Origin of the sequence: Devosia insulae DS-56 (genome assembly GCF_000970465.2) — a bacterium.
Classification (GTDB): domain Bacteria; phylum Pseudomonadota; class Alphaproteobacteria; order Rhizobiales; family Devosiaceae; genus Devosia_A; species Devosia_A insulae.
In genome coordinates this window covers 1-19,581 of sequence record NZ_LAJE02000383.1, presented here as the reverse complement: position 1 = coordinate 19,581, position 19,581 = coordinate 1, and the positions used below count along the sequence as shown (strand labels likewise).

The window sequence follows — 19,581 nt, the reverse complement described above, 5'->3', positions numbered from 1 at the left end:
GGTCTGGACTTCCGCCGGGGTCAGCGCCGGGATCGACCTGGCGCTGGCGCTGATCGAGGCCGATGTCGGGCCGGCCGTGGCGCTGGCGGCCGCCCGCCAGATGGTGGTGTTCCGGCGCCGTCCTGGCGGGCAGAGCCAGTTCAGCCCACCGACACAGCCACGCGGCGGCACGTTCGACGGGCTGCATGCGTGGATGGAGGAGAACCTCTGCGCCGACCTCCGGGTCGAACGGCTGGCGGAGCAGGTCGGGATGAGCGCCCGCAACTTCGCCCGGGTCTATGTCGAGGAGACCGGCGCTACCCCGGCGCGGGCCGTGGAAGCGCTGCGGCTCGCCGCTGCCTGCCGGGCGCTCGAGAGCACCGGATTGCCGCTCAAGGTGATCGCCGAGCAGGCGGGGCTCGCGACGGAACAGAACCTGCGCCGGGTGATCCAGCGGCAGTTCGGCATCGGCCCTACCGACTATCGCATCCGTTTCGGCCAGGGCGAGCCGGTGGCCTGACGCGAAGCCATCACTCGGCGAACTCGCGTTCGAACCAGCGCTTCACCAGGTTCATCACGCGGATCGAGCGGTCATTGCGCCAGGCGAGATACCAGCTGCCGGGGCGGGTGACGAGGCCGAGCGGCGCCAGCATGCGGCCCTGCTTGATGGCATCGGACACCGCCGGACCGGGCCCGATGGTGACGCCGAGCCCGGCTTCTGCGGCCTGCAGCGTATAGAACAGCAGGTCGTAGGAGATGAACTCGCGCGGCTCGAGCGTCACGCCGGCTTCGCGGGCCCAGTTGGACCACATGTCGGGCGGCCAGACGGTATCGAGGCGCGGCAGGCTCCACAGATGCTCGAGATCGGCCTCGCGGCCCTTCATCAGCATCGGGCTGACCACCGGGCCGAAGGTTTCGGGCGCCACGGTGGCAACGGTCATTCCCGGAATCTCCGGCACCGGACCCACCCCGATATAGATATCGATCGAGCGATCGGCCGGGTTGATCTCGCGGCTCCAGGTGGTGAGGCGCACCGAGGTGCCATCGAGCAGCGCCTCGAGGCTCTGCAGCCGCGGCACTAGCCAGCGCAACAGGAACGCATCCGGCGCCGTCAGCATGATGGTCTGGCGGTTATGGGCGTGGCGCAATTGCTCGGTGCCGCGCGCAATCGAAGCGAAGGCCTCGGAGATGGTGGCGGCATATTCGGCGGCAGCCGGAGTGAGGCGGATCGAGCGGTTGCCGCGCTCGAACAGTTCGACCCCCAGCGCGTCCTCCAGATGCTTGATCTGGCGGCTGACCGCGCCATCGGTGACGCTCAGGTCCTGCGCCGCTTTCTTGACGCTGCCGAGCCGGGCTGCCGCCTCGAAGGCGCGCAGGGCATTCAGCAGGTGGCCGGTCTCAACCATTGACGAAAACTCAATCGAACGGCCGATTTGTAAATTGTTGCCCGAGGCCCGTCCAGCCTAGTGTTTTGGCTCGGATGCGAGGCGCCAGGCCGCCGAAACCGGGTTCCTCCCTCTCCAGGTTTCGAAGCCTGGCGCCCTCGTGTCCGGATCCACGCACGGCGACGTCCTCTTTCACTCCCCAGAGCAAGATTTCTTATGTCCGTTTCGACTCCCCACCGCATCATCATCGATTGCGATCCCGGCCATGACGACATGGCGGCGATCCTGCTCGCGGCATCGCATCCGGCGATCCGGATCGAAGCGATCACCACGGTGTGCGGCAATGCTTCGCTCGAGAACACCACGCGCAATGCGCTGCGCATCGTCGATGCCTTCGGGCTCGACGTGCCAGTGCATGCCGGCGCCGTGCTGCCGCTGCTGCACCGCTACGAGTTCCCGGCCGCCTTCCATGGCCCGTCGGGCATGGACAGCGCCGGGGTCGAGCTGCCGCAGACCGAGCGGAAAGCAGACGCGGTCGGCGCCGTCGAGGCGATCATTGCCAAGGCCGACGCCAACCCGGGCGAGATCAGCCTGGTGGTGATCGGGCCGATGACAAACGTGGCGCTGGCACTGGCCTTGCGCCCGGACCTGGCGCAAAAGCTCAAGCAGATCGTCTTCATGGGCGGGTCGGCCACCGAGGGCAACGTGACGCCGGCAGCCGAGTTCAACACCTGGGCCGATGCGGAAGCGGCACGGATCGTCTTCAAGTCAGGCGCCAAGCTGGTGATGTTCGGGCTGAACCTGACGCACCAGACGCTCTTGAGCCGCGCCGACATCGCCGAAGTGCGCGCCGCAGTCAGCGGTGACAACCCGGTGGCCGACATCATGACGTTCTATTGCGGCACCTATTACGCCTTTGCCGGCGAGGATAAGCCGGGCGCGCCGCTGCACGACCCCTGCGCGGTGGCCTGGCTGATCGACCCGTCGATTTTCGGCATCGAACAGTTGCCGGGCGAGGTGATCATTGGCGACGGCCCGGGCTACGGGCAGACGCTGATCGATTTCCGTCCGCAGGACCCCAGGCACGACACGCGCGTCAAGAATGTCGGCGTCGCCATGACGGTCGACGCGAGACGGTTCACCGAACTGGTGACCCCCGGCCTGATCTGGGGCGCCAAGCGGTACGCGGCATGAGGTCTGGAATTCTTCAGCTACAAGAGAAGGGTGCGTAATATGAAGATGTGGAACACGGCTTTGGCGATCAGCATGGTGGCGGCGATGACCGCCGTACCGGCGCTGGCGCAGGACAAGACGCTCAACATGATCGTCATCGAGGGCGGCGACACCACGGCCATGCAGGCCGTCGTCGACGCCTATACGGCGGCGCATCCGGGCACCAAGATCAACCTGCAGCCCTACCCGTTCGCACAGTTCTTCCAGGTGGCGGAGCTGCGGCTGCGCTCCAAGGACACCGGCATCGACCTCGTCTATGTCGATGCGCCGCTGGTCGCGAGCTATGCCTCGCGCGGCTTCCTCGCGCCTGTTGATGCCTCGATCGACACCTCGAGTCTGGTGCCGGCGGCGATCGATGCCGGCAAGTATGATGCGACGCAGTTCGCGCTGCCGATCAACAACTCGGCGCAGGTGCTGTTCTACAACAAGAAGCTGTTCGCCGATGCCGGCATCACCGCGCCGGATGGGCTGACCGCCGGGCAGAATGCCACGCAGGCGGACGTCGATACGCTCGGCTCGACCAAGCGCTGGACCTGGGAACAGGTGGCCGACACGGCGCAGAAGCTGACCGTCAAGGATGGTGGCCGCACCACGCAGTACGGCTTCACCGTCGAGCAGTTCGGCGAGCTCTACCAGCTGCAGCCGCTGGGGGAATCGCTCGGCACCGACGTGATTGCGCCCGATGGCGTGACCGCCAAGGGCTACCTCGACAGCGAGGCCTGGACCAAGGCCGGCACCTACTGGGCCAACCTCTACAATGAGTGGGCGGTGAGCCCGAAGAGCCTCGGCTATGGCGAAGCGGCCTCGCTGTTCGGCAACGGCCAGCTGGCGATGTTTGCCGGTGGCACCTGGAACCTGCCGATCCTCGCCCAGACCGGCGTCGATTTCGGCGTGGCGCCGTTCCCGTATTTCGAGGGCGGCAAGGTGCTGACCCCGACGGGGAGCTGGTATGTCGGCGTCAGCGCCGCCTCGACCAACCAGGCCGAAGCCTTCGATTTCGCCAAGTTCCTGACCACCTCGGACGAAGGCACGCGCGTCTGGTTCAAGGCGCTGAACCAGCTGCCGGTGAGCAAGCCTTTGCTCGACGAAATCAGCACCGCGGCCGATTTCGACGCCTTCCCCAACAACGTGTTCCGGCTGGGCGTCTACGACTCGCTCAACACCGCCAAGGCTCGTCCGGTCACCGCGGCCTATGGCCAGCTGCAGGACGCGTTCCGCACCGCCTTCATCGACATGGCGAATGGCGTGGCAGTGAAGGATGCACTGGCGAGCGCGGTGCAGAAGTTCGAGTCGGCAGCAGCGCGCGTCGCGCAGTAGTCTGTCTCGGCGACCTAATCGCCGGCCAATGACGGAGTGGCCTTCTCCCCTTGTGGGAGAAGGCGACGACCGAAGCAATCGTGCCCGTGACCTCTCCACCTGGTGAAACGTCCTAGATGGTCAGAAGCAAGACTCCCCTTTTCCTGCTCGCGGTGCTGCTGGCGCCGGCGCTGGTCGGCCTCGTGGTGTTCCGCCTCTATCCGATCGCGCTGGCGGTCAGCGACAGCTTCTTCAACATGCTGCGCGGCAACCAGGTGTTTGTCGGGCTCGACAACTACGTCGCGCTGTTCACCGATTCCGCGTTCTGGAAATCGCTGCAGGTGACGCTGTGGTTCAACCTGCTGATCAACCCGATCCAGATCGCCCTCGCGCTGGGGCTGGCGCTGCTCTACGTGCAGAAGTTCAAGGGCGTGCCGTTCTACCGGGTGCTGTTCCTCATCCCCATCGGGGTGTCGCTGCCCACCGCGGTGATCATCTGGCGCATCATGCTGAGCCCGGATGGGCTGGCCAACGGCGTGCTCAACATTGCCGGCATTCCCGGCCAGCCGTGGCTGACCTCGGAGAGCCTGGCGCTCTATTCGATCATCGCCATCGCCACCTGGAAGGGCATCTCGTACTGGATGATCTTCATCATCGGCGGGCTGCAGAACATTTCGCCCGAGATCTATGACGCGGCCAGGATCGACGGCGCGCGCGCCTGGCAGCGCCTGATCTTCATCACCATCCCGCTGCTGCGGCCGACGCTGCTCTTCGTGCTGGTGGCCGATGTCTCAATCAATTTCCTGCTGTTCGCGCCCATCTTCATGATCACCCAGGGCGGGCCGGCCGACAGCACCAACGTCTTGATGTACGAGGCCTTCAAGTCGGGCTTCATCTTCGGCGACATGGGCCGGGCGATGGCGATCATCGTCGTGGTGGTCGCGATCCTCCTCGTCATCGTCGGGTTGCAGTTCCGGCTGCTCAACGGCAAGCCGGAGAAGAAGTGATGCAAAACACCCCGCACGCGCTCAAGAAGGGCATCGGCTTCGGGTTGAAGCACGTCGCCTACATCGCCATTGCGTTCATCTTCGTCTTGCCGCTGTGGTGGGCGATCGTCTCGTCGCTCCGCCCCAACACCGAAGTCTTTGCCGATATCTTCCCGTTCACCGCCAAGGCGCTGATCCCCTCGCCATTCTCGCTCGAGGCCTACCAGGGCGTGTTCGACCGCGGCTTTGGCATCATCATCGCCAATACGATGTTCGTCGCGATCGTCACGATGATTGGCGGACTGATCGTCAACGGTATGGCCGGCTTTGCTTTCGCGGTGTTCGACTTCAAGGGCAAGAACGCCATTCTGACGCTGATCATCATCAGCTTCATGCTGCCCTTCGAAGCGATCGCGCTGCCGCTCTACACCGTCACGCTGCAGTTGGGCTGGCTCGACAACGTGGCAGCGTTGATCGTTCCCAGTGTTGCCAACGGGCTGGCGGTGTTCCTGTTCTACCAGTTCTTCAAGGAAGTCCCGAAGGACTACCTCGAGGCGGCCAAGCTCGATGGCGCCAACTGGTTCGATGTCCTCGTTCGCATCTATGTGCCACTCTCGATCCCCACCTGCATCAGCGCCGGGCTGCTGCTCTTTGTCTTCCAGTGGGAGGCGTTTCTGTGGCCGCTGCTCGCCATGCCCTCCCAGCAGTTCAAGGTGATCCAGGTCGGCATGGCGGCGTTCCAGCAACAATACCAGACGATCTGGAACCAGCTTTTTGCGGTCTCGGTGATCACCGCGCTGATCCCGATCGCCCTGTTGTTGCCGCTACAGCGCTACTACGTGCAGGGCCTGGCGAGCGCTGGTATCAAGGGTTGATGATGACTCGCGACGAACTCAGGGCTATTCCCAAGGTCGAGCTGCACCTGCATCTCGATTGCTCGATGAGCTTTGCCTCGGTGAACGCACTCGACCCCAGCGTGACGCCGGAGCGTTATCGGGCCGAGTTCCTCGCGCCGCAGAAGTGCGTGAACCTCGTCGACTATTTCCGCTATCTCGCGCCGGCGCTGGCGCTGCTGCAGAGCCGCGAGGCGCTGCGGGTGGCGACGATCGACCTGATGCGCCAGCTGGCGGAAGACGGGGTGATCTACGCCGAGATCCGCTTCGCGCCACAGCTGCACCGGCAGACGGGGCTTACGACCGACGACGTGGTGGAGACCGTGCTGGCAGCGCTGGTCGAGGGGCGAAAGAGCTATCCGGTCGAGGCGCGGCTGATCCTCTGTCAGTTGCGGCCGGACGATGCGGCCAACGGGCTGGAGCTGGTGCGGATCGCGGAGAAGTATCGCGCGCGGGGTGTTGGCGGCGTCGACCTCGCGGGTGACGAGACCGGGTATGGGCTCGGCGAGCATATTCCGGTGTTCGCCAGGGCGCGGGATCTCGGGCTCAACGTCACGGCGCATGCCGGCGAAGCAGGCGGCGCCGAGAAGGTGCGCGAAGTGGTGGAGCAGTTGGGCGTGCGGCGCGTCGGGCACGGGGTGCGCTCGATCGAGGACGACGCGGTGATCGCGCTGCTGCTGGAGCACGACGTGCATCTCGAGGTCTGCCCGTCGTGCAACATCCAGATCGATGTGTTCGACCGCTATGAAAATCACCCGGTGGGCAGGCTGGTGCGGCGCGGCGTGTCCGTGGGGGTGAACACCGATGCCCGCGGCCCGACCGATCTGACGCTCACTCAGGAATATGGCCGGCTGCAGCAGGTGTTCGGCTGGGACACGGCGCGGTTCCGGGCGGCCAACCTCGCGGCGATCGGGCGGGCCTTCGCCGACGACGCGACCAAGGCAGCGATCCGGGCGCGGCTCGAGGCTTAGGTCATTTGACTCCGGCTGTGACCGCGGGGGAACCGGCTGGCAGACCACAGGAGGCGATGCGATCGCTTCCCTCCCCCTTGAGGGAGGGATTGAGGGAGGGGGTGGTTCAGTCACCACCGAGCGTCCCTCACCACCCCCACCCCCAGCCCCTCCCCTCAAGGGGGAGGGGAGCTGAAGAGAACACATGTTCCGCCTTTTGCATTCGTGGGCCGAGCCGTACAGTCGCCTCCCAAGGGAGGGACCTCATGTCCGATAAAGTACTTGTCGTCACCGGTGGCAGCCGCGGTATCGGGGCAGCTGTGTGCCGGCTGGCCGCGGCGCGCGGCTATGGCGTGGTGGTGAACTATGCCGGCAATGTCGCGGCTGCCGAGGCAGTGTGCGCCGAGATCCATTCGCGCGGCGGCGAAGCCGTAGCCGTGCGCGGCGACGTGAGCAGCGCCGAGGATGTCGAGCACATCTTTCGCGCCGCCGACCGCCTGGGCCGGCTCGCGGGTCTCGTCAACAACGCCGGCACCATCGCCCCGTCGTCGCGGGTCGACGCGATGGATGCCGAGCGGATCGCCCGCCTTTTCGCTGTCAACGTCACCGGCTCGATGCTTTGCGCCGGCGCGGCGGTCAGGCGGATGTCGACGAAGCACGGCGGCGCCGGCGGCGGCATCGTTAATGTCAGCTCCGCCGCCGCCAAGCTCGGCGCGCCCGGCGTCTATGTCGACTATGCGGCCAGTAAGGGCGCCATCGATACCTTCACCGTGGGCCTGGCGCTCGAGGTGGCAGCCGAAGGCATCCGGGTCAACGGCGTCCGGCCGGGGGTGATCGACACCGATTTCCACGCCACCGGCGGCGTGCCCGACCGGGCCCAGCAACTGGCGCCGAGCGTGCCGCTGGCCCGCGCCGGCACGGCCGAGGAAGTGGCCAACGCCATCCTTTGGCTGCTCTCCGATGATGCCGCCTATGTCACCGGCACGACCCTCGCGGTAACCGGCGGACGGGCGGCGGCGCCCTGACCCAAGGATCGTGACGCAGCGGGCGTCTCAGGTCGGACGACACCAAGGGGGCGGCATGCTGAAGCGACTGGTGGCGATCATGTCAATGGCGGTCATTGCCGGGCCGGCGCTCGCTATCGAGTGCCCGATCCCGCACGCCATCTATGAGCAGCCCGGCGGGGACGTCCGCCTCAGCTTCACTGCCCTCCCCGAGGACGCGGCTGCCAATCAGATCGCCGCGTTCAGCATCGCCATCAAGGATGTTTCGGCGAAGTTCGACGGCGCCATCTACCTGCCCAATGGCTTTGGCCAGCCGAATGGTTTGGTGGGGCACGATTGCACCGGCGCCGAGGGTGAGCAGTGCGAGTTCTGGGACGGCGTGGTCTACGCGCTCGGGGCGGATGGCATCGAAGAATATCCACATGACGCCGAGATCGCGCTCGCGGCGCAGATGGCGCCGCGCCAGGTGTTGTTGCCGCAGTTTGCCGTCAACGTCTGGTACTCCTCGATGCGGCAGGACGCCTTCGCCGATGAGCGCGATGTGCTCGACACCTTCACCCTCGCAGCCTGCGCCAGGTAGCGTCGGAATCATGCGCATTTCGCATGGCTCGCTCGTGACAGGGGTTCCCTCCTAACGGCGGGTAGTTTAACCCGTTTGGCAGTCCTATATCGGCAGCGCGGGCGCCACTCCTCAGGCGCCGTTTGAGCCTCTCGGAGACATCATGGCGGACACTTTCGACCTCACCGTAATCGGCTCCGGCCCGGGTGGATACGTCGCGGCAATCCGGGCGGCCCAGCTCGGCATGAAGGTCGCGGTGGTGGAGAAGTGGCCGACCTTCGGTGGTACCTGCCTCAACATCGGCTGCATTCCATCCAAAGCTCTGCTGCATGCCTCGGAGCTGTTCGAGGAAGCCGGCCACCAGTTCCGCCAGTTCGGCATCGACGTGACGCCGCAGCTGAACCTCAAGCAGATGCTGGCGCACAAGGACGACACCGTCACCGCCAACGTCTCGGGCATCGAGTTCCTGTTCAAGAAGAACAAGATCACCACCTTCCGCGGCACCGGCTCGATCCCGGCCGAGGGCAAGGTGCTGGTGACGCCGGAAAGCGGCGCGCCCACCACCATCGAAACCAAGAACATCCTGATCGCTACCGGCTCGGTGCCGATCAGCCTGCCGGGCATCGAGATCGACGAGAACAAGGTGGTGTCGTCGACCGGTGCGCTGGCCTTTCAGGAGGTGCCCAAGCGCCTCCTGGTGATCGGCGGCGGCATCATCGGGCTGGAGCTCGGCTCGGTCTGGGGCCGGCTTGGGTCCAAGGTGCAGGTGGTCGAGTTCCTCGACCGGATCCTCCCCGGCCTCGACAGCGAGGCGGCGCGCCAAACCCAGCGGAACCTGCAGAAGCAGGGCATGGAGTTCAAGCTCTCGACCAAGGTCACGGCGATCGAAAAGCAGGGCGACGGTTCGGTCCGCGCCCGGCTCGAGCCGGCCGGCGGTGGCGAGGCGAGCTTCGCCGAAGCCGATGCCGTGCTGGTCGCGGTCGGCCGCAAGCCGTTCACCGAAGGGCTGGGTCTCGAGGGCGCCGGCGTGGCGCTCGATGAGCGCGGCCGCGTCCGCACCGATGCGCAGTTCAAGACCAATGTGCCGGGCATCTATGCCATCGGCGACGTGGTGGCGGGCGCTATGCTGGCGCACAAGGCGATGGACGAGGGCCACGCGGTGGCCGAGATCATTGCCGGCCAGCAGCCGCACGTGAACTACGGCACCATTCCCTCAGTGATGTACACCAGCCCCGAAGTCGCCTGGGTCGGCAAGTCCGAGGACGAGCTGAAGGCGGCCGGCATCGAATACAAGGCCGGCAAGTTCCCCTTCACCGCCAATGGCCGCGCCAAGGCGATGCTGGCGACGCAGGGCTATGTGAAGATTCTCGCCGACGTCGCCACCGACCGGGTGCTCGGCGCGCAGATCATCGCCAAGAACGCCGGCGAGATGATCCACGAGATCGTCGTGCTGATGGAATTCTCCGGCTCCGCCGAAGACCTCGGCCGCACCACCCACGCGCACCCGACCCTGTCGGAAGCAGTGAAGGAAGCCGCCTTGATGTGCGGCGACGGCGCGATTCATATTTGATCGGGGTCCACTCCCTCCAAGCCGGTGCGAGCTGCCCCCCACCCTTAATCCCTCCCCGCGAGGGGGAGGGAGACGCAGACTGAGATGTGGGTGTGAGGGTCTCCCTCCCCCTTGCGGGGAGGGGACAGGGGTGGGGGTCCGCAGCCACCGGGGTTACGGCGTGCGGCCCAGCCCTACTCCAGCCCATACCCCATCAGCACCTTGCCATGCGCCTTGAGCCAGGCCTTGCCTTTGGTCATGTCGGGCAGGGCTCTCTCGACCGCCTTCCAGAAGTTCGGCGAGTGGTTCATGTGGACCAGGTGCGCCACTTCGTGCGCCGCCACGTAGTCGAGGACGAAGGGTGGGGCGAGGATCAACCGCCAATTGTAGTTGAGCCGGCCCGATGACGAGCACGAGCCCCAGCGGGTCGCCTGGCTGCGCATCGCTACCGATTTGACTTCGACGCCAAGCGTTGCCGCATGGATGTCCGAACGTTCGGCCAGGTCGCGCTGCGCCTCGGCTTTCAGCCATTCGGTCAGCCGGCGCGGGATATGCGCGGCCTCGCCGGGCACCAGCAGCGACAGCTCGCCATCGATCTCCGACACTTCGACCCGGCCGCGCAGCCGGCCCGTCGCATGGATACGGTGCGGCACGCCGCGCAGTGGCAGCACTTCGCCGTCGGCGAAGGCGGTACGCGGGGCGCTGCGCTTCAGCCGGGCCGCGAGCCAGCCGCGATGCCGGTTGAGGAAGCCCTCGGCCTCGGGCCAGCGGCCGGTCCGCGGCAAGGTCAGCACCGGGTTGCCGTGATGCGGCACGGTCAGCCGGTAGCTCTTGGCCCGCGGGCTCACCTTCACCGTGATCTCGACCGGCTCGTCGTTGATGACGAGGGTGGTCGCGGCCGGCACTTTCGGCGCCTTGGCGGGGAACAGGAAGTTCATGCGGCTGATCATCACCGATTCGAGGGGAATCGCGGACGACAAAAAAACGCCCCTCGAAAGGGGCGCAGTCGTCAGGAGGAGGTCATAGGAACCGGAGCATGACCGGCAAGGCTTGCGACAGCCTTGCGGGGGTCGGTCACGTCCACATCGAACGTCAGACGTTCGTCCCGTTGTTCTGGTCGCCGCCATAGTTCGGGCGGTTCCCGTTCTTGTCGCGCATGAAGCGATCGAACTCTTCGCGATCCTTGGCCATGCGGAGGTTGCGCATGTACTCGTGGAAGGCGTTGATCTCTTCATCCAGCCGGCGGCGTTCCTCTTCGAGGCGCTTCAGCTGCTCGGCGCGGTAGTCGTCGAAGGCGGCATTGCCGCTCGAGTTGCGGAAGCCGTGGTGACGGAACCCGTTGGCGCGGGGACCGCAGTTTTCGGCCCAGCTGCGGGATCGGTTGACGAACCCCTGAGCCTTTTCCGCCGAGCCGCCGAACATTTCGCCCCACAGGATGTAGGCGAGAATGGCGAGGCCGATCGGCCACCAGAGAACGAAGCCCAGGACCATCAAAGCGATGGTCAGCGGGCCCCATTGCGGTTTGATAATCGCAGTGTGCATTGGACTTTCTCCCAGTCACGAACAGCTCCGATGTGGTCCCGTCAGACTGGGGGTCAAGCGTTTCGCTCACGCTTTTTTGCCCTTGAAATGGCATGCTAGACTTCCCATGCGGGCTGAAATCACGTGCCCGGAAAGGATGATTCCATGGCATTGGCGGACACGTCGGCACTCCAGCCGGGCAATTGGCGGCCCCTCAGGCTGGCGACGCTGGTCGGGCTGCGCTGGCTGGCGATCGTCGGGCAGACCGTCGGCGTGCTGTTCGTGCAGTTCGGGCTCAGCTTTCCGCTGCCTTTGACCGAGTGCCTGATGCTGATCGGGCTGTCGGTGCTGCTCAACCTTTGGGTGATCTTCCGGCTCGGCGAGGGCTATCGCACCACTGCCACCGTCGCGACGGTGCATCTGAGTTTCGATCTCTGCCAGCTGGCGGCGCTGCTGGCATTGACCGGCGGGTTGCAGAACCCGTTCTCGCTGCTGCTGCTGGCGCCGGTCTCGGTGTCGGCGACGACGCTGCCGCAGCGTTCGACGGTGATCCTCGCGACGCTCGCCATCGCGCTCGCCTCGCTGCTCTCGGTCTACCATATGGACCTGCCATGGGACCCTGACTCGCGCATCGTCTTCGACCGGGTCTATGTCATCGGCATCTGGGTCTCGATCCTTTGCGGCACCATCTTTATCGCTGCCTATACCAACCGGGTGGCGCACGAGGCGCGCCAGCTCGCCGATGCCCTGGCGGCGACCGAACTGGCACTGTCGCGGCACGAGCAGCTGAGCGCTCTCGATGGCCTCGCGGCAGCGGCGGCGCACGAGCTCGGCACCCCGCTCTCGACCATCGCGCTGGCAGCGCGCGAGATCCGCGACGAGGTGCCCGAAGGGCCGGTGCGCGAGGATATCGAGCTGATCATGTCGCAGGCGGCGCGCTGCCGCGAAATCCTCGGTAAGCTGAGGAGCCTGCGCGACACTCCGGGCGACCCATTCGCCGCCGTGCCGGTTTCGGCGCTGCTCGCCGAAGTGGTGAAGCCGCTCGAAGGCGGCGGCAAGGTGATCTCGGTGCGAACCGGCGCGGGCAACGGCAGCGAGCCGGTGATCCGCCGCAATGCCGGGCTGCTCTATGGCCTCGGCAACCTCATCGACAATGCCGCACAGTTCGCCCAACGCGCCGTGCTGGTCGAGGCCAGCTGGGATAAGCAGGCGCTGACCGTGACCATCACCGACGATGGTCCGGGCTTTCCGACCGATCTGATCACCCGGCTGGGCGAGCCCTACCTCACCACCAGGCCGCGCAACGCCGACGACGGCGAGCCGGGCGGGCTGGGGCTTGGCATCTTCATTTCAAAGACGCTGCTCGAGCGCACCGGGGCCAAGCTCAGTTTTGAGAACGAGGCGGCCGATGGCCACGCCCAGGTGCGGCTGATCTGGCCGCGGGCGGCAATCGAACAGGTGTGATGTGACGCCTATTTTGTACTCCCACCGGCGTCATTCCCGCGCAGGCGGGAACCCAGTGCGATCTCCCAACCTCCACCGGCGCTGCGGCATCCCACTAGGTTCCCGCCTACGCGGGAATGACATCTGTGGGTGAGCGAACGTGGTTTCACCCTGCCCATATTTTGACCTTTTGCCCAAAAGACCCTACATGAGGCAGCGATGAGCACAGTCGATGAACTCCTTGCGGCCGACCGTACCCTGCTTCTGGTCGATGACGACAAGACCTTCCTGACCCGCCTCGAGCGGGCCATGCAGAAACGCGGCTTCGATGTCCGCATTGCCGACACCGTGGCCGGCGGCCTTGCTGCCGTCTCCGAAGCGCCCCCCGCCTACGCGGTGGTCGATCTGCGGCTCGAGGACGGCAACGGCCTCGACGTGGTCGCGGCCTTGCACCAGAAGCGCGGCGATGCCCGTGCGGTGGTCCTCACCGGCTACGGCAATATCGCCACCGCGGTGACCGCGGTGAAGCTCGGCGCGGTGGATTATCTGAGCAAACCCGCCGACGCCGAGGACGTGATCAACGCGCTGCTTGCCACCGGCAACAAGCCGCCTGAGCCGCCGGAAAATCCGATGTCGGCCGACCGGGTGCGCTGGGAGCACATCCAGCGGGTCTACGAGCTCTGCGACCGCAATGTCTCGGAGACGGCGCGCCGGCTCAACATGCATCGCCGCACGCTGCAGCGCATTCTCGCCAAGCGCGCGCCCAAATAGGTTAGCGAATAGTGAGTAGCAAATAGCGAGTGGCCTTCACGTCGCCGCTATTCGCCATTCGCCATTCGCTACTCACTATTCGCTACTCAAAGTTCACCCCATCCTCCGGAGCCTCCCATGACCGTCACGCTACATTTCCACGGGGCGTCGGGCACCGTGACCGGCTCGTGCTATCGCGTGGTGCACCCCAAAGGGCAGTTCCTCGTCGATTGCGGCATGTTCCAGGGCAACAAGACCGTCCGCGATCTCAACTACAAGCCGTTCCCGTTCGATCCCAAGGCGATCGATTTCCTGCTGCTGACGCATGCTCATATCGATCACGCGGGCCTGCTGCCGCGGTTGACCCATCTGGGTTACCGAAAGCCCATCTGGGCCACCGAGCCGACCAACGGGCTGCTCGAATACCTGCTCCCCGATGCTGCCGGCATCCAGGAGAGCGAGGCCGACCGCGAGACCAAGAAGCGCAGCCGCCGCGCCGAAGAGCCGTTCCAGCCGCTCTACGTCATGGAAGACGCCAACGAGGCGCTGAAGCTCACCAAGGGCGTAACATACGAGGAATGGATTACCCCCGGCCCCGGCGTGCGCGCCCGCTACTGGAATGCCGGGCACATCCTCGGCTCCGCCTCGATCGAAGTCGAAGTGCAGGATAGCAACGGCAAGCCCATCCGCATCCTGTTCTCCGGCGATCTCGGCCCGGACGTAAAAGTGTTCTGGGAGGCGCCCGATGCGCCGGCCGGCTATGACTACATCCTCTCTGAATCGACCTATGGCGGTCGCGAGCGTGAGGACTATACGCTGAAGCAGCGCCAGGAAGCGCTGAAGACCGAGATCAACACGGCGCTCGCCCGTGGCGGCAACCTGGTGATCCCGACCTTCGCCGTCGAGCGCAGCCAGGAGCTGCTGCATGACATCGGGTACCTGATCAAATCAGGCGAAATCAGCCCCAGCCTCGTCTTCCTCGATAGCCCGCTGGCCAGTAAGGTCACCGGCGTTTATCGCAAGTATGCGTCGATGTTCGACGATGTCGAGCTCAGCGCCGATGAGCTGTTCAACGATTCCCGCTTCCGCATCGTCGAGAGCGTCGATGAGAGCAAGGCGATCAACTCGATCCGCGGCGGCGCCATCATCATGTCGGCTTCCGGCATGGCCGATGCCGGCCGCATCAAGCACCATTTGAGGAATAACCTGCCGCGCGCCAACGCCACCGTGTTGTTCGTCGGCTATCAGGCGCCGGGCACGCTCGGCCAGATCATCCAGTCCGGCGCCAAGGAAGTGCGCATCCATTCCGACCTGGTGCCGGTGCGGGCGCAGGTGCGCAGCCTAGGCAACTACTCGGCGCATGCCGATCACTCTGAGCTTGTCGCCTGGGTCACCAAGCGCCTGCCGGCGCATGGCGCGGTGTTCCTGACCCATGGCGAGGACGAAGAGCGCCAGGCCCTGCGCACCGCGCTGATGCACGATGACGGCCTCGCCGGCGACCAGGTACTGATGCCGCTGCTCGATGATGCCTTTGAGTTGAGGGCCGAGGGCATTGGCGGGGTGGAGAAGCCGGCCGAGCGGCGCATCGACATGACGCAGGTCACGGCCGACTGGCACAATGCTTATGCCAGCTTCATCATCGATCTGAGCCACCAGCTCCAGGACGCGCCCAACGATGCCTGGCGCATCGCGGTGATGGACTCGCTGAAGGCGACGCTGGCCGGCACCGGCCCGGTGACCCCGCCGCTGCCGATGAAGACCCAGGCCGGCCGCGCCCCGGTGTTGCATGGCGAGCCGAGCGGGGAATAAGGGCCGCGCCTCTCTCGCAACACCCACCGGCGTCGGGTGAGGGGAAGTGTCACCCCTTCCGCGGCTCCAGGTACCGCGCCAGGTAGAACGCCAGCAGCAGGGGCGGCAGCAGCACCGCGAAGGTGATGCGGATCGACGCCGCTTCGGCGATCCAGCCCAGCAGCGCCGGCGCACCCAGCAGCAGCAATTGCTGGCTCATGGTCAGCGCCGCGACATTCTCCGAGGCCGGGCGATCGCCGAGCCGGGCCGCCGCCGAGGCGGAGAGCGGGAACGACACGCAGACGCCGAAGCCGATCAGCGTGAAGCCGCAGAGCGCCACGATCAGGTTGGGCGAGAACACCACCAGCAGCAGCCCGACCAGGGCCACCATTGTCAGCCCGCGCGCCAGTCTCACCGGGCCCCAGCGGCTCACTGCGCGGTCGGCGAGCAGCCGGCCGACGGACTGCGCCGTCATGAAGGCCGGCAGCGTCAGCGTATCGACCCAGTCGGGGGCGACGAAACTGTCGCGCATGAAGATGACCGACCAGTTGCGGAGGCCCCCTTCGAGCAGCGAGGCGCCAATGGCATAGCCGAGCAGCAGCAGTGTCATCGACGTCGGCAGGGTGATGCGGAAGCCCCTGGTCGTGGCGCTGTGCGGCCGTGCCGGCGCCGCCTGCATCGGCCAGGCGAACAGCGCGATCCCGACCAGCACCGGTACGAGGACCAGGGCGAAGTGCAGCGCCGGCGCGATATTGGCGCCGCGCATCGCTGTGCCGATCAGCGAGGCGGTGAGCAGCCCGATGCTCCAGATGCCGTGGCAGGTGTTCATCAGCCGCCGGCCCGACGCGGCTTCCAGCCGGTCGGCCTCGACATTGATCGAGACGTTGCTGAGCGCAAAGACCACGCCGAACACGGCGAAACCGAACCACATGACAATGAGGCTGGGGGCCAGCGCGATGCCGACCAGCACCAGCCCGAGCAGCGGAATCGTCGTGAGGATGATCACTCGGGTGCCGAGCCGCTCGACCACCTGGCTCGCGAACAGGAACGCGATGATGGCGCCGGCCGGCTGCCCCAGCAGCGCGATGCCGAGCTGCGCCTCGTTCAGCCCGAGCGCCAGCTGCATGTCGGGGATCCGGCTGAACATGCCGCCCTGCGCCAGTGCATGCAGGAAGAACACGATGACGATCGGCGGCGGCAGGGTCACGGGTTGTGCAATCAGTGGGAAGCGCTGGGAGCCGGGCGCTCAGAGGTCATTGGGGTCCATCAGCACATGGATGCGATCGGCGCCCAGCCGGGTGAGTTTCAGCAGCATGGCCTTGCGCCGCGCCGGCGGCAGCGGCGTCTCCTCTGCCATCCGGAGGATCGCCGCATCGTGTCCGTCGCCGACCATCAGCCCCTCGCTTTGCGGGAAGATGTCGGGGTCGAGCTCGGGCGGCTTGGCGAAGAAGAAGCGGTCGCAGAACTCCTTGTAGTTCGGCCATTTGCGGTCGACCTGGAAATCGACCAGCGAGGACTTGATCTCGACGATCCAGATCTCGCCCTTGGGCCCCACCGCCAGCACGTCGGCGCGCCGTCCATTGCTGAGCGGCACCTCGGCGTAGCAGCAGAAATCATGGGCGTTGCGCAGGAACCGCATCACCCCGCGTTGCACCCGAAGCGCCGTCGGCGATTGCCTCAGATCGACGATCGGCGGCAGCTCAGCCATGGGGCGTGGCAGGCTCCGGCTCGGTGATGAGCGGCGTCGGCTTGGCCGACAGCGCCCGGATCACCAGCAGCGCCGCGATGATCAGCGGCACGCAGACGAAATACGACATGCGAATGCCATAGCTCTGGGCGACGAAGCCGAGCAGCGGCGGCCCGAGGAAGAACACCACGAACGTCATCTGCCCGAGCGATGCGACATTGACCGAGGCCGGCCGGTCGGTGCGCTGTGCCGCCGCCGAGACGGCCAGCGGATAGACCGACGAACAGCCCAGCCCCATCAGCATGAAGCCGAACAAAGCCACATAGGGGTGCGGCGCAAAGCCGACGATGATCAACCCCAGCGCGGCGATGCCGAGCAGCGCGCCGGCGACGACGCGCGGGCTGTAGCGTTCGACCACCGGATCCATGAACAGCCGGGCCAGCGCCATGAACAGCGAGAAGATGGTGATCGACAGCCCGCCGATAAACGGCGCCACGTCGAACACGTCGCGCATATAGATCGCCGACCAGTCGATGCCGGCGCCTTCGACCAAGAGCGGCGCGGCGCCGATCAGGCAGAGCGGCAACAGGCCGATGGTGGGGAAAGCGACGAGTGGCATCTTGCCCTCGTGGCTGTCGGCGCGCGCTGGAGCGTTCTCGATCTTGGAGAAGACGAAATAGCCGGCGATCACTACCACCACCAGGGCGACGAAGGTGTGCATGTGCACCGAGATGCCGGCCTGCCGCACGCCCGCCGCGATGAACGCAGTGACGAAGAAGCCGAGGCTCCACATGCCGTGCGCCCGGCTCATGATCCGGGTGCCGAGCTGGGCCTCGTGCCGGTCGGTCTCGAGGTTGACGTTGATCTCGAGCGCCCCGGCGAACAATCCGGCGATGAAGAACACCGGCAGCAGGAGGATCGCCGAGGGAATCCACGGGACGATGGCGTACATGATCGAGGCGCCGAACACCGTGACGAACGCCGTGGTGCGCGCCCCGTACTTCTCGATCAACGGGCTCGAGAAGGTGAGACCGAACAAGGCGCCGATCGACATGGCGATCAGCGTCAGGCCGAGCTGGCTTTCGGTGAGGTTGAGCGAGCGCTGCAGGTCCGGCAGGCGGCTTAACAGCGCCCCCATCGACAGCGCGAAGATGAAGAAAATGCCATAGACCCGCTGATGCGGCTTCAGACTAAACATCAATCAACCTCATGCCGGATCGGCTTGGCACCGAGTGCGCCAGCGAAAACCAGACTAAGAATAACCAGCGGAATGCCGATACCGAACGACCAGCGGATGCCGAAATGCTCGGCAACATAGCCCAGAAGCGGCGGCCCGAGGAGGAAGGCGACGAACGAAATCTGCGCCAGCGAGGCGACATTGGTCGCCGCCGGCCGGTCGGTGCGCTGCGCCGCCGCCGACATGGCGAGCGGGAAGATCACCGAGGTGCCGACGCCCATCAGCCCGAAGCCGACCAGCGACAACCAGTCGAAGGGCGAAAAGAACACGATCACCGCGCCGACCCCGAGCACGCTGAGCAGCACACGCGACACCAGCGTCGGGCTGTAGCGCTCGACAAAGGGATCGGCAAAGAACCGCGTCACCGCCTGGGTGAAGGCGCCGAGCGCCACGGCGAAGCCGGCGAGGAACGGCGACACCTGGAACTCGCCCTTCATGTAGATCGCCGACCAGTCGATGCCTGCGCCCTCCATGATCATGGCCGAGAGCGTCACCGCCACCAGCACCATGATGGCGAGGGTGGGCGCAGCAAAACGCGGCGCCGCCTCGGTCGGGGCGCCGGTGCGGTGCGGCGCCGGGGTGAAGCGGCCAAGCAGCAGCGCCACGCCGAGGATGACGACGGGGATCATCAGGAGCAGGTGCAACTGCACGCTGAGCCCGGTCTGCGCGATGCCGGCGCTGACGATGCCCGCAGAAAAGAAGCCAAAACTCCAGAAGGCGTGCGAGCGGTTCATGATGCGGTGCCCGATCATGTGCTCTGTACGATCCGCCTCGAGGTTGAGGATGATTTCGATGCCGCCGATGACCAGGCCGACCGGCACCAGCAGCAGGAAGAAGGCGAGGGGTCCGGTGGCGAACGAGGCGAGGGCATAGCCCAGCGCCAACAACGGGATCAGCGTCAGGATGGACCGGCGATAGCCGAAGCGATCGAGTAGTGCCCCGGCAAAGCTCAGCGAGATCAGCGTGCCCAAGGCTGCGCCGATCAGCCCGAAGCCGAGCGCCCCTTCCTCGATCCCCATGGCATGCTGGATATCGGGCAGGCGCGGCGGCAGGCTCCCCATGCAGAACGAATAGATGAAGAAGCCGCCATACACCCGCTGCTGCGGCGGCAACTCGATACCGAATCTCATTGTGGGGAACTCGCGGGTAGGAAACGCCGCGACCCTAGTAAAATCGGTTCAAAGGGGCAAGGCGGGGTTTGTTATCCTGAGGATTGGCGGCACTTCAGATCTGGCTGCGGCTGTCTCTTATACACCTCCGACTCTGCCGACGAGCGCACCAGTTTTGATCTCAGTTGTCGCCTGTCTCATTGATACAAACA

At 65.8% G+C, this 19,581-nt stretch carries 19 protein-coding genes; 12 read left to right on the top strand and 7 right to left on the bottom strand.

Annotation, left to right across the window (positions count from 1 at the left end; translation table 11 throughout):
• The coding region (locus VW23_RS26005; protein WP_141728505.1) for a GlxA family transcriptional regulator at positions 1–499 on the top strand (499 nt) is incomplete at its 5' end.
• Positions 500–509: 10 nt separating this feature from the next.
• On the opposite strand, the gene VW23_RS26000 is transcribed toward VW23_RS26005, so the two are convergent.
• A complete protein-coding gene (locus tag VW23_RS26000; protein WP_069912381.1) occupies positions 510–1,385 on the bottom strand; it encodes a LysR family transcriptional regulator in 876 nt (291 codons plus the stop codon).
• A 195-nt stretch (positions 1,386–1,580) separates the two neighbouring features.
• Here VW23_RS26000 and VW23_RS25995 point away from each other — a divergent pair, with 195 nt between their 5' ends.
• From VW23_RS25995 to lpdA, 8 genes are all read left to right on the top strand, one after another.
• The gene (locus VW23_RS25995; protein ID WP_069912380.1) at positions 1,581–2,558 is read left to right on the top strand and encodes a nucleoside hydrolase; all 978 of its coding nucleotides are present in this window, start codon (positions 1,581–1,583) and stop codon (positions 2,556–2,558) included.
• A gap of 39 nt (positions 2,559–2,597) precedes the next feature.
• Positions 2,598–3,914, top strand: coding sequence for an ABC transporter substrate-binding protein (locus VW23_RS25990; protein WP_069912379.1), 1,317 nt, complete (start codon positions 2,598–2,600; stop codon positions 3,912–3,914).
• A 116-nt stretch (positions 3,915–4,030) separates the two neighbouring features.
• Positions 4,031–4,900 (top strand): carbohydrate ABC transporter permease, encoded by an 870-nt coding sequence (locus tag VW23_RS25985; RefSeq protein WP_069912378.1) that lies wholly within the window; start codon positions 4,031–4,033, stop codon positions 4,898–4,900.
• Positions 4,900–5,754: a carbohydrate ABC transporter permease gene (locus VW23_RS25980; RefSeq protein WP_069912377.1), complete on the top strand. Its 855-nt coding sequence runs from the start codon at positions 4,900–4,902 to the stop codon at positions 5,752–5,754. The genes VW23_RS25985 and VW23_RS25980 overlap by 1 nt, the downstream gene beginning before the upstream one ends.
• Before the next feature lie 2 nt (positions 5,755–5,756).
• The gene (gene add, locus VW23_RS25975; RefSeq protein ID WP_069912385.1) at positions 5,757–6,743 is read left to right on the top strand and encodes an adenosine deaminase; all 987 of its coding nucleotides are present in this window, start codon (positions 5,757–5,759) and stop codon (positions 6,741–6,743) included.
• Between the two features lie 245 nt (positions 6,744–6,988).
• Complete coding sequence (locus VW23_RS25970) at positions 6,989–7,747, top strand: SDR family oxidoreductase (RefSeq protein WP_069912376.1); 759 nt, start codon at positions 6,989–6,991, stop codon at positions 7,745–7,747.
• 55 nt (positions 7,748–7,802) lie between these two features.
• Positions 7,803–8,306, top strand: coding sequence for a hypothetical protein (locus tag VW23_RS25965; protein ID WP_069912375.1), 504 nt, complete (start codon positions 7,803–7,805; stop codon positions 8,304–8,306).
• Between the two features lie 142 nt (positions 8,307–8,448).
• Positions 8,449–9,855 (top strand): dihydrolipoyl dehydrogenase, encoded by a 1,407-nt coding sequence (lpdA, locus tag VW23_RS25960; RefSeq protein ID WP_055873660.1) that lies wholly within the window; start codon positions 8,449–8,451, stop codon positions 9,853–9,855.
• Positions 9,856–10,028: 173 nt separating this feature from the next.
• On the opposite strand, the gene VW23_RS25955 is transcribed toward lpdA, so the two are convergent.
• Both VW23_RS25955 and VW23_RS25950 read right to left on the bottom strand, forming a co-directional pair.
• A complete protein-coding gene (locus tag VW23_RS25955) occupies positions 10,029–10,814 on the bottom strand; it encodes a M48 family metallopeptidase (protein ID WP_176730492.1) in 786 nt (261 codons plus the stop codon).
• Positions 10,815–10,926: 112 nt separating this feature from the next.
• The gene (locus VW23_RS25950) at positions 10,927–11,376 is read right to left on the bottom strand and encodes a DUF2852 domain-containing protein (protein WP_069912374.1); all 450 of its coding nucleotides are present in this window, start codon (positions 11,374–11,376) and stop codon (positions 10,927–10,929) included.
• 144 nt (positions 11,377–11,520) lie between these two features.
• Between VW23_RS25950 and VW23_RS25945 the strand changes: the two genes are divergently transcribed.
• The 3 genes from VW23_RS25945 (at position 11,521) to VW23_RS25935 (ending at position 15,357) form a co-directional block, all read left to right on the top strand.
• Positions 11,521–12,819 carry an ActS/PrrB/RegB family redox-sensitive histidine kinase gene (locus VW23_RS25945; RefSeq protein ID WP_084646494.1) on the top strand — a complete coding sequence of 433 codons (1,299 nt, stop codon included), beginning with the start codon at positions 11,521–11,523 and terminating at the stop codon, positions 12,817–12,819.
• A gap of 198 nt (positions 12,820–13,017) precedes the next feature.
• Complete coding sequence (locus VW23_RS25940; protein WP_055873645.1) at positions 13,018–13,569, top strand: ActR/PrrA/RegA family redox response regulator transcription factor; 552 nt, start codon at positions 13,018–13,020, stop codon at positions 13,567–13,569.
• 117 nt (positions 13,570–13,686) lie between these two features.
• Positions 13,687–15,357: an MBL fold metallo-hydrolase RNA specificity domain-containing protein gene (locus tag VW23_RS25935; RefSeq protein ID WP_069912373.1), complete on the top strand. Its 1,671-nt coding sequence runs from the start codon at positions 13,687–13,689 to the stop codon at positions 15,355–15,357.
• Between the two features lie 49 nt (positions 15,358–15,406).
• Here VW23_RS25935 and VW23_RS25930 read toward each other — a convergent pair whose 3' ends face one another.
• From VW23_RS25930 to VW23_RS25915, 4 genes are read right to left on the bottom strand one after another with little or no spacing between them, the layout of a single operon-like run.
• Positions 15,407–16,543, bottom strand: a complete 1,137-nt coding sequence (locus VW23_RS25930) for an MFS transporter (protein WP_069912372.1) — start codon at positions 16,541–16,543, stop codon at positions 15,407–15,409.
• 39 nt (positions 16,544–16,582) lie between these two features.
• Complete coding sequence (locus VW23_RS25925) at positions 16,583–17,044, bottom strand: MmcB family DNA repair protein (protein WP_069912371.1); 462 nt, start codon at positions 17,042–17,044, stop codon at positions 16,583–16,585.
• Positions 17,037–18,221: an MFS transporter gene (locus tag VW23_RS25920; protein WP_201788099.1), complete on the bottom strand. Its 1,185-nt coding sequence runs from the start codon at positions 18,219–18,221 to the stop codon at positions 17,037–17,039. Before VW23_RS25920 ends, VW23_RS25925 begins: the two co-directional genes overlap by 8 nt.
• Positions 18,221–19,390 (bottom strand): MFS transporter, encoded by a 1,170-nt coding sequence (locus VW23_RS25915; RefSeq protein WP_069912370.1) that lies wholly within the window; start codon positions 19,388–19,390, stop codon positions 18,221–18,223. Before VW23_RS25915 ends, VW23_RS25920 begins: the two co-directional genes overlap by 1 nt.
• Between the last annotated feature and the right edge of the window lie 191 nt (positions 19,391–19,581).